Raw genomic sequence first — 9,633 nt, forward strand, 5'->3', positions numbered from 1 at the left:
GATCAATTTTCTTTGGTTCTGACATAAAATGTTCGTTGCAAGATATAACTACAAGGGATGTTCATGGCAAGGCCGGAAAAAATTCGCCTCGGCGAAGTGCTGATCCAGCAAAAGCTGCTGTCGGAAGACCAGCTGAACCAGGCGCTGGCGGACCAGAAGCGCACCGGGCGCAAGCTGGGCCGCGTGTTCGTCGAAAGCGGATTCGTCACCGAGGAGCAGATCTCGGGCGCACTGGCACGCCAGCTCAACATCCCCTACATCAACCTCAAGTTCTACAACATCAACGCCGAGCTGGTGCGCCTGTTGCCGGAAACGGCGGCGCGGCGCTTCCGCGCGCTGGTGCTGGAAGACCGCCGCGAAACCATGCTGGTGGGCGTGTCCGACCCGACCGACCTGTTCGCCTATGACGAGATCGCGCGCCTGTTGAGAAAGGGCGTGGAGCTGGCGGTCGTCAACGAGACCGAAGTGCTGGCCGCGATCGACCGCATCTACCGCCGCACCGACCAGATCACCGACTTCGCGCGCGAGGTCGAACAGGACCTGGGCGACACCTCGATCGACTTCGGCGCCCTGGCCGCCAATCCGGGCCTGGAAGAGGCGCCGATCGTCAAGCTGCTGCAGTCGGTGTTCGACGACGCGGCCCAGGTGCGCGCCTCCGACATCCACATCGAACCGCAGGACGGCCGCCTGCAGATCCGCTTCCGCATCGACGGCGTGCTGCACCTGCAGACCGAAGCCGACATCAAGGTGGCCACGCCGCTGGCGCTGCGCCTGAAGCTCATGGCCGACCTCGACATCTCGGAAAAACGCCTGCCGCAGGACGGCCGCTTCGCGGTGAAGGTGCGCAACCAGCGCATCGACGTGCGTATCTCGACCATGCCGACGCAATATGGCGAGTCGGTGGTCATGCGTCTGCTGAACCAGGGCGGCACCACGCTGCGGCTGGACGCGATCGGCATGCCGGCGCGCTTGGTGGAGCGCTTCCGCGCGCTGGTGCAGCGCCCCAACGGCCTGGTGCTGGTGACCGGGCCGACCGGCAGCGGCAAGACCACCACCCTGTACAGCGCCCTGGCCGAACTGAATTCGGTGGAGAAGAAGCTGATCACGGTGGAAGACCCGGTCGAATACCGACTCAAGGGCGTGAACCAGGTGCAGGTCAACGACAAGATCGACCTGTCGTTCGCCCGCGTGCTGCGCTCGGCGCTGCGCCAGGACCCGGACATCGTGCTGGTGGGCGAGATGCGCGACCAGGAAACCGCCCAGATCGGCCTGCGCGCCGCCATGACCGGCCACCTGGTGCTGTCGACCCTGCACACCAATTCCGCCGCCTCGACCCCGCTGCGCCTGATGGACATGGGCGTGCCGCGCTACATGGTAGGCGGCTCGCTGCAGGCCGTGCTGGCCCAGCGCCTGGTGCGCGTGATCTGCGAGAGCTGCACCACGCCCTACCGGCCGACACCGGCCGAGCTGACCTGGGTGCTCCAGGAGCTGGGCGAGCGCGCCGTGTCGACCCAGTTCTTCCACGGGAAAGGCTGCTCGCACTGCAACGGCACGGGGTTCCGCGGCCGTACCGGCGTCTACGAACTGCTGGAGATGACGCGCGCCGTGACCGAAGCCGTCAACCACCCGGACCCGGGCCATTTCCTCAAGGTGGCGCATGCCGAGATGGAAGGCGAGACGCTGCGCCGCCATGGCGTGAGCCTGGCGGTGCAGGGCCGCACGACCATCGCCGAAGCGATGCGCATCAGTAACCAGCTCGACGACTGATGCCGTACTTCGCCTACAAGGCCAGGAACGCCCGCGGCGAACTGCTGCAGGGCATCCTCGAAGGCGCCGACAGCGGCGCCGTCGCCGACCAGCTGTTCGGCAGCGGGGCCACGCCGATCGAAATCCACCCCAGCCGCAAGGGCCCCGGCTCGAACGAGGGCGGGGAAGGGCTGTGGGCGCGCCTGACCGAGAAGAAGATCACGTCGATGGACGTGCAGCTGTTCAGCCGCCAGCTCTACACCCTGCTCAAGTCGGGCGTGCCGATCATGCGCGGGCTGGCGGGCCTGCAGGAATCCGCCATCAACAAGTCGTTCGGCAAGGTGGTCAAGGACTTGCGCGAGTCGCTCGACTCGGGCCGCGAGCTGTCGGTGGCGATGGCGCGCCACCCGGCCGTGTTCACGCCGTTCTACCTGTCGATGGTGCGGGTGGGGGAGATGACGGGCCGCCTGGAGGAAGTGTTCCTGCGCCTGTTCGACCACCTCGAATTCGACCGCGACATGCGCGAGCGCGTCAAGACCGCGCTGCGCTACCCGACCTTCGTCGTGATCGCGATGGTGATCGCGATGGTGATCGTGAACATGTTCGTGATTCCGCAGTTCGCGTCGGTGTTCAAGTCCTTCAATGCCGAGCTGCCGCTGATGACGCGGATCCTGCTTGCGACCTCGGATTTCACGGTCGCCTACTGGCCGGCCCTGGCGGCCATGATGGCGGGCGCCGTGTTCGGCTTGCGCTCCTGGGTCGCCACGCCCAAGGGACGGATGGCCTGGGACAAGCACAAGCTGCGCCTGCCGATCGCGGGCAAGATCATCCACAAGGCGACCATGGCGCGCTTCGCCCGCAGTTTCGCGCTCTCGACCCGCAGCGGGGTGCCGATCGTGCAGGCCCTGACGGTGGTTGCGCAGACGGCCGACAACGCCTACCTGAGCGCGCGCATCGAGCAGATGCGCGACGGCGTCGAGCGCGGCGAGAGCATCCTGCGCACGTCCACGGCCGCCAACGTGTTCACCCCGATCGTGCTGCAGATGATCGCGGTGGGCGAGGAGTCCGGTTCGCTCGACGACCTGATGGACGAGATCGCGCAGATGTACGAGCGCGAGGTCGACTACGAACTCAAGACCCTGTCGAGCCAGATCGAGCCGATCCTGATCACCTTCCTGGGCGTGATGGTGCTGATCCTGGCGCTGGGCATCTTCCTGCCGATCTGGGACCTGGGCCGGGCGGCCCTGCACGGAGGCAAATGATGAGGCCGGGCCGTCAGCGCGGGGCAAGCCGCTTCGAGTTCGCGGTCTGCGCCGCCATCGTGGCGCTGCTGGCGGGCGCGCTGCTGGGCCACCTGCTTGCCTGGCGCGCGCAGTCCGAGCGCACCGCCGCCTACCACGTGGTCGGGGCCCTGCGCACGGCGCTGGTGGCGCGCGCGGTGCAGCTCGGCACGCTGGGCAGCCACGATGCCGTGCTCGCGTTGACGGAAGAGAACCCGATGACCTGGCTCGGCAGGCTGCCGCCGAACTACCTCGGCGAATACTATTCGCCGGACATGGCGAGCCTGCGCCGGGGCGCGTGGTTCTTCGACCGGACCGACAGGACGGTCAACTATTTGCTAAGTAACGACAGTTTTGCTTCTGGGACATCAAACTTGCTCAAATTCAAGGTAAAATTGTCCAGTTCATCTCATCCGGTCGGCGGTAGCGGTCGGAGCGGGATCCACGGCGCACTGGTCATCGACGAAGTCGAGGCCACGGGCCATCAACATTAAGACCGCGGCACGATCCGCACCACTTCCACGGAGAGAACCATATGAACAAATTTTCCAACAAGGGCGCGCAGGGCGGCTTTACCCTGATCGAGCTGATCGTCGTGATCGTCATCCTGGGCATCCTGGCTGCGACCGCGCTGCCGAAGTTTGCGGACCTCGGCGGCGATGCACGCGCCGCCAGCCTGAAGGCCGCGAAGGGCGCGATCGCATCCGCTTCCGCGATGACGCATGCGAAATCCTTGATCACCAACAAGCCGGATGCTGCCATCGACATGGAAGGTCTGCCCGTGACGATGGTTCACGGTTATCCGCAAGCAAACACCAAAGCAACTGCTGACCAGTTCGCCGCAGTGGCCGGCCTCGGCGCGAATGACTACGATTTCAGCTATGACGACGCTTCGCTGACGGTTCGTCCGAAAGGCGTTTCGGAAAGCAACAAAGGCGTATGCTTCGTGACCTACAAGGCCCCGACCGAGGCCAACAAAGCGCCGTCGATCACCGACAAGTCGGAGAACTGCAACTAAGTATCGTTGAGGCCAGACTGGCGCCGCCTCCATCTTGGCAGTCATCGCACATTCCATGTCCGGTCAAATGAAGAAGGGCCGCCAGGGTGGCTTCACGATGGTCGAACTGATCATCGTGATCGTCCTCGTCGGCATCCTCTCGGCCTTCGCCGCCAGCCGCTTCTTCGACCGCCGCGGCTTCGACGCCGCGGCCTTCGCCGACCAAACCAGTGCGCTGCTGCGCTACGCCCAGAAGACGGCCATCGCGCGCAATGCCCCGGTATACGTCATGCTCGACGACAAGCGCATCGCCCTGTGCTATGACGCGCCGCGGGTCGATTGCGCGCCGGTCAGCCTGGTGCCTACCCCCGGCAACAGCATCGGCGGGCCATCTTCCGATACCCATTGCCGGTTCGGCGGCTGGTACTGCATCGCCCGGCCCGAGGGCGTGCAACTGTCCCGCTCGGTCCCGATGAGCGCATTCAGCTTCGACGGCCTCGGGCGTCCTGCCACGACAGGCGGCAGTTTCGACGGCCTCGTGCTGACCATCGCCAGCGCGGGCGAATCGCGCACCGTGTCGGTGACGCCGGAGACCGGCTATGTCCGCTAAGCCGGCCTTCAGCCGGGGCCAGGCCGGCCTGACCCTGATCGAGATGATCATGTTTATCATGATCGTCGGCGTGGCCCTGGCCGCCGTCATCGGGGTGCTGAACCTCACCACCAAGGGCAGTGCCGATCCGCTGCGCCACAAGCAGGCACTGATGATCGCCGAAGGCCTGCTCGAGGAAGTCCAGCTGGCCAAGTTCACCTTCTGCGATCCGAGCGCGGCCCGGGCCGGCGACGAGGACGTGACGGGCAGCGCAGACTGCGACGTCCCGGAGAACTGGGGTCCCGAACCGGGCGGTTCCCGTCCCTTCGACAACATCAACGACTACGTCAGCGCCGCGGGCAGGGCCGAGAGCCGCTTCAACGGCGCCGACGGGCAGCTGCTGGACGCCAATGGGGAACCCATGAATGTCGCGGGCTATGCCGCCACCGTGACGGTCACGCCCGAGTCGATCGGCGGCATCCCGCTTGCGGACGCCACGTCGGCCGACGTCGACGTGCTGCGCATCCGGGTCGAAGTGCGCTACGGGAGCGAGGCGATCGTGCTCGACGGCTACCGCACGCGCTACGCGCCGAACTTCCTGTGAGTGCGCCGCTGATGAATTCCCCGCAACCCCTGAGCGCCCGCGCACGCGGCTTCACGCTGATCGAGGCGATCCTGGTGATCGTCATCGTCGGCATCATCGGCGCGATCGTCGCCGTGTTCATCCGCGCGCCGGTGCAGGGCTATGCCGACACGGCTGCGCGCGCGGCCGCCAGCGACGAGGCCGACCTGGCGCTGCGCCGCATGGCGCGCGACCTGCGCCTGGCGCTGCCCAACAGCGTGCGCGTGAGCGACGACGGCAGCGCGGTCGAGTTCCTGCTGACCAGGACCGGCGGACGCTACCTGACCCTCGACGACGACGTCGAGGGCTTTCCGGTCCTCGATTTCGACAACGAGAACGAACATCGATTCACCGCGGTCGGCGGCACCATGCGCCGCATCGAACGGGGCGACTTCATCGTCGTCTACAACCTCGGCGGCGGGGCTTCGCCCTCGGATGCCTACGAATACAGGCGCAATGGCATCGACAACAACATCGCCATGGTCGTCGACGTCGACGAGAGTTCCGCCGACAACCCGGTCATCACGATGGAGAGCAACCCGTTCGCCCGGCAAACCACGACGATGCGTTCGCCCAGCAACCGCTTCCAGGTCGTGACCGGCCCCGTTAGCTATGCCTGCGAGACGGCGCCCGACGGCAGCAACGTGCTGGCGCGCTACTGGGATTATCCGATCGCCGCCGGCCAGAACCTGCCGCCGCAAGGTGCGCCGCGGCGCGCCGTCATCGCCACGCATGTCGCCGCGTGCGGCCAGATCTTCCGTTACGGCAGCGACATCACCCGCCGCAGCGCGCTGGTGATCATGAACCTTGCGCTGCAGCTGGCCAACGACCGCGATTCCCGGATCCGCCTGGTCAACCAGGTCCACGTGGACAACACGCCATGAAGCGCATCGCCCGTCCTGCGCCCCTTGCAAGCCGTGCGCGCCAGGCCGGCGTCGGCCTGGTCACCGCGATCTTTCTGCTGGTCGTGCTGGCCGGCCTCGGCGTCGCCTCCGTGACCCTGTTCACCTCGCAGCAGGCCAGCTCCAGCCTGGATGTCGAGGGCGCCAAGGCCTACCAGGCGGCGCGGGCCGGAATCGAATGGGGCCTGTACGAACAGCTGCGCCAGGGGCGCTGCGCGGCGACCAATTCCTTCGGCTTTCCGGACACCAGCGTGCTGGGAAGCTTTCGCGTGACCGTGAGCTGCAGGCCGATCGACTCGTTGAAAGATGCCGACGGCGATCCGCTGATGCGCTGGCGGATCGCCGCGGTGGCCTGTAACCAGCCGGTCAACGGCGCATGCGACGGCAAGGCCACCAACCGTCCCGATTATGTACAACGCAGGCTCGAGGTAGAGATATGAACACCGTGCTGAACTTCACCCGCGCGGCCCTGTGCGCCGGCGTCCTCGCCGCTGCCTCGGCTACCCCGGCGGCGGCCCAGTCGCTGGCCCTGGCCAAGTCCTTCGAGGGCAACATCAATTTCGCGGGTACCCAGGCCAGCCTGCAGAGCAAAAGCGGCGGGTCCAAGGCCTGCGACCTCGATGCCAGCGCGCAGGCCGGCATCAAGCTGCCCGCCGGCGCCAACGTCCTGTCCGCGATTCTGTACTGGGCCGGCACCGGCGCAATCGACCCCTCGGTACTGCTCAACAATACGACGGTCACGGCGCCGCCCGAGCGCCGTTATAGCTCGTCGATCGACGGCCTGACGTATTTCGCCGCCGCCGCGGACGTCACATCCCTGGTCCAGGGCAAGACCGCGTTCACCTTCGGCGGCCTGAGCGTGTCGACCGCCGACATCTACTGCTCGAACAAGCAGAAGGAAAACGCGATGGTGGCCGGGTTCGCGCTGGTGGTGGTGTACTCCCACGCGTCCGAGCGCTACCGTACCGTCAACGTGTATGAAGGCCTGCAGGCCATCAAGAACAGTTCCGTGACGGTGGATATGTCGCACTACACGCCGCCTGCGAACAACACCGGCGCCGGCCGGTTCGGCTACATCGTCTGGGAAGGCGACAAGACCGGCCAGCAGAAGGGCGACCATGTCAGCTTTGGCGGCGAGCTGCTGCGCGACGAGCCCTTCATCCAGAAGGACAACGCGTTCAACTCCAAGAGCGGCGCCAATTCGGACGAGAACTCGGCCGGCATCGACTTCGATATCGTCAACCTGGCCCGTCCGCCGGCGTCCCCCGCGCAGGCCAGGGCGGTCTTCACCACCGCCAACGACCGTGTGCTGCTCGGGACGGCGATCGCGGCGCTGCCGTCCAAGCCTGCCGACCTGGGCATCAAGAAAACCCAATCGGGAGAGTTCAAGCCCGGCAACGAGATCACCTATACCCTGGCCGTGACCAACTACGGCGCGCGCGGCGACAGCAAGGTCGTGGTCAAGGACGAACTGCCGGCCGCCCTGACCTATGTGTCGGCGGGCGGCACCGACTGGACCTGCAAGCTGGCCGAGCGCACCGTCTCCTGCAGCTACGACAAGGAACTGGCGGCCGGGGCCACGGCCAGCGTGCAGGTCAAGGCGCGGATCACGGGCGAAGGGAAGATCACGAACACGGCCGTGGTAACCGGCACCGCCGACGGCAATCCGGACAACAACAGCTCGACGGTCGAAAGCGACGCCGGCAAACCGCTGCCGAGCCTGGAACCCTTCGCGCTGACGGTCGGTCCGTGCCTGGCCGACACCGTCATCAAGTCTTCCGGGACCGGTTGCGCACTGTTTACGGGTCCGGTCATCGCCGGCAGCAAACCCACGATCTACGTCACCCATGCGGTGGCCGGCGTGGCCAAGCCGGTCAGCACCACGCAGGCGACGAGCCACACGGTGCGCTTCAGCCTCGAGTGCAATAACCCGGGCCGGACGGCCGGAACCAGAGCCAGCTATGCCGGCGCGGCGCTCGATACCTGCGTGCCGAACGACACCGCGGCCAGTGCGACCGGGGGCGCGGAGGCAAAGCTGGATTTCGCCGCCAACCAGGTTTCCAGGGCGGCCGAGTTCTACTATCCGGATGCCGGCATCGTCACCCTGCGCATGCGCGACAGCGCCGGCAACGTCTCCAAGGCGAGCTTCGCCTCGATTCCCAAGTCGCTGCGGGCGCGCTACCTGCGCCCCGATCCGGGCAATGTGTTCACGCCGAATCCCGGCTCGATCGCCCTGACGGACCCGGCCTTTGCCGAGGCGGGCGAGCCCTTCCTCGCGGTCGTCTCCGCCTATGGGGTCGACCCGAGCGTTGCGCTGCCGAACTTCGGCAGGGAGACCGGCGCCCATGCACTGTCCGGCCGGCTCGGCCTGCTCGTGCGCGGCAGCGAGCTGGACCAGGAGTTGCTGCAACAGCTGGGCGAGTGGGACGCGGCCGGACCGGGGGAAGTCGCCCGGACCTATGCCTGGAACGAGGCCGGCATCGCCAGCCTCGCACCGGTCGTGAAGGGCTACCTGGGCGCCATCGATCCCGAGACCGGAAAAGCGACCCAGATCGGCGGCACGGACAGCCATTATGTCGACGTCGGCCGCTTCTATCCGGCTTACTTCAAGACCGACGCGGCGCAGAACTTCGCCTGCCTGAAACGCATGAACTGCCCGGCACAGGCGCCGCACCCGATCTCGAGGGCGACTTTCTCCGGCCAGGCATTCGACGTCACGGTCGTCCCCTACGGCCGTAATGGCAGCCCGCTGAAACGCTACCGGTTCCCCTTCGTGCGCGACATCGCCCTGAGCGCCGTCAGTGCTCCCGGCGAAGCCGGGAACGTGCTTGGCCCACTGGTCGACAAGCAGCCCGCGCAGGCCACCCAGCAGGTTCCCGACCAGGCGACCGACCGCCTGGTCGCGTTCCAGCTGCCGGTCCCCTGGGATGCCAGGGCGGGCACGCGTGGCTGGACGGCGCCGACGGCCGTGCATGTGCGCGCCGTTGCGAAAGAGCTGCGCAGGACGGCAGGCGGCCAGGAGGCGCGCGAGATCAGTTCCCGCAACGGCGCCGAGGGCGGCATCATGGTCGTCAACGGCCGCCTGATGGTGGGGAACGTGATCGGCGGCGCCTTGTCGAAAACGCCGGTGCCGCTGCACGCGCAGTTCTGGAGCGGCCTGGCCTGGGAGAACAACCACCTGGCGGCGGTGACCGAGGCGCCCGTGGGGGGGGTGGAGTTCTCAGGCTGCCGCCGGGGCTTGCGCGTGTCCGCCACCGATTCCAGCTGTTATCCCGGCATCAAGCTTGCCGGCGCCGCGACGAATACCGGCACGGTCAGGTTACCGGCGCTGGCGGCCGGCCGGGCAAGCCTCGTGCTGGCGCCGGTGGACCGGAACGGCAGCGTCGACCTGTTCGTCAATGGGTACGAATACCTGCCGAGCACCATCGGACGCGCCAGCTTCGGCCAGTTCAACAGCCCGGTCATCTACATCCGCGAGATGTATTGACAACGGAATC

Annotated in this window: 9 protein-coding genes; all 9 read left to right on the plus strand. The window is 66.7% G+C overall.

Going from position 1 to position 9,633, the window contains the following annotated elements:
• Positions 1 to 63 precede the first annotated feature (63 nt).
• Genes ACFFJK_RS07415 through ACFFJK_RS07455 form a run of 9 tightly spaced genes read left to right on the plus strand, consistent with a single transcriptional unit; the run spans position 64 to position 9,623 of the window.
• Positions 64 to 1,767: a GspE/PulE family protein gene (locus ACFFJK_RS07415; protein ID WP_379678540.1), complete on the plus strand. Its 1,704-nt coding sequence runs from the start codon at positions 64 to 66 to the stop codon at positions 1,765 to 1,767.
• Positions 1,767 to 3,008 (plus strand): type II secretion system F family protein, encoded by a 1,242-nt coding sequence (locus ACFFJK_RS07420; RefSeq protein WP_379678541.1) that lies wholly within the window; start codon positions 1,767 to 1,769, stop codon positions 3,006 to 3,008. The genes ACFFJK_RS07415 and ACFFJK_RS07420 overlap by 1 nt, the downstream gene beginning before the upstream one ends.
• Positions 3,008 to 3,520: a hypothetical protein gene (locus tag ACFFJK_RS07425; RefSeq protein ID WP_379678543.1), complete on the plus strand. Its 513-nt coding sequence runs from the start codon at positions 3,008 to 3,010 to the stop codon at positions 3,518 to 3,520. Before ACFFJK_RS07420 ends, ACFFJK_RS07425 begins: the two co-directional genes overlap by 1 nt.
• A 41-nt stretch (positions 3,521 to 3,561) precedes the next feature.
• Positions 3,562 to 4,044: a type II secretion system protein gene (locus tag ACFFJK_RS07430; protein WP_379678544.1), complete on the plus strand. Its 483-nt coding sequence runs from the start codon at positions 3,562 to 3,564 to the stop codon at positions 4,042 to 4,044.
• Between the two features lie 55 nt (positions 4,045 to 4,099).
• Entirely contained in the window at positions 4,100 to 4,633 is a 534-nt protein-coding gene (locus ACFFJK_RS07435; protein ID WP_379678545.1) for a GspH/FimT family pseudopilin, read from the plus strand.
• Entirely contained in the window at positions 4,623 to 5,216 is a 594-nt protein-coding gene (locus ACFFJK_RS07440; protein ID WP_379678546.1) for a type IV pilus modification PilV family protein, read from the plus strand. The genes ACFFJK_RS07435 and ACFFJK_RS07440 overlap by 11 nt, the downstream gene beginning before the upstream one ends.
• Positions 5,217 to 5,227: 11 nt before the next feature.
• Positions 5,228 to 6,118 (plus strand): prepilin-type N-terminal cleavage/methylation domain-containing protein, encoded by an 891-nt coding sequence (locus ACFFJK_RS07445; protein WP_379678547.1) that lies wholly within the window; start codon positions 5,228 to 5,230, stop codon positions 6,116 to 6,118.
• Entirely contained in the window at positions 6,115 to 6,576 is a 462-nt protein-coding gene (locus tag ACFFJK_RS07450; RefSeq protein WP_379678548.1) for a pilus assembly PilX family protein, read from the plus strand. Before ACFFJK_RS07445 ends, ACFFJK_RS07450 begins: the two co-directional genes overlap by 4 nt.
• Positions 6,573 to 9,623, plus strand: coding sequence for a DUF6701 domain-containing protein (locus ACFFJK_RS07455; protein ID WP_379678549.1), 3,051 nt, complete (start codon positions 6,573 to 6,575; stop codon positions 9,621 to 9,623). Before ACFFJK_RS07450 ends, ACFFJK_RS07455 begins: the two co-directional genes overlap by 4 nt.
• The last annotated feature ends 10 nt before the right edge of the window (positions 9,624 to 9,633 follow it).

Origin of the sequence: Massilia consociata (assembly GCF_042432755.1) — a bacterium.
GTDB lineage: Bacteria > Pseudomonadota > Gammaproteobacteria > Burkholderiales > Burkholderiaceae_D > Telluria > Telluria consociata.

Excerpts from the sequence above, each read along its gene's own strand:
- ACFFJK_RS07455 (WP_379678549.1), top strand. The coding sequence starts at position 6,573 with ATGAACACCGTGCTGAACTTCACCCGCGCGGCCCTGTGCGCCGGCGTC.
- ACFFJK_RS07420 (WP_379678541.1), top strand. The coding sequence starts at position 1,767 with ATGCCGTACTTCGCCTACAAGGCCAGGAACGCCCGCGGCGAACTGCTG.
- ACFFJK_RS07440 (WP_379678546.1), top strand. The coding sequence starts at position 4,623 with ATGTCCGCTAAGCCGGCCTTCAGCCGGGGCCAGGCCGGCCTGACCCTG.
- ACFFJK_RS07425 (WP_379678543.1), top strand. The coding sequence starts at position 3,008 with ATGAGGCCGGGCCGTCAGCGCGGGGCAAGCCGCTTCGAGTTCGCGGTC.
- ACFFJK_RS07445 (WP_379678547.1), top strand. The coding sequence starts at position 5,228 with ATGAATTCCCCGCAACCCCTGAGCGCCCGCGCACGCGGCTTCACGCTG.
- ACFFJK_RS07450 (WP_379678548.1), top strand. The coding sequence starts at position 6,115 with ATGAAGCGCATCGCCCGTCCTGCGCCCCTTGCAAGCCGTGCGCGCCAG.
- ACFFJK_RS07430 (WP_379678544.1), top strand. The coding sequence starts at position 3,562 with ATGAACAAATTTTCCAACAAGGGCGCGCAGGGCGGCTTTACCCTGATC.
- ACFFJK_RS07435 (WP_379678545.1), top strand. The coding sequence starts at position 4,100 with ATGTCCGGTCAAATGAAGAAGGGCCGCCAGGGTGGCTTCACGATGGTC.
- ACFFJK_RS07415 (WP_379678540.1), top strand. The coding sequence starts at position 64 with ATGGCAAGGCCGGAAAAAATTCGCCTCGGCGAAGTGCTGATCCAGCAA.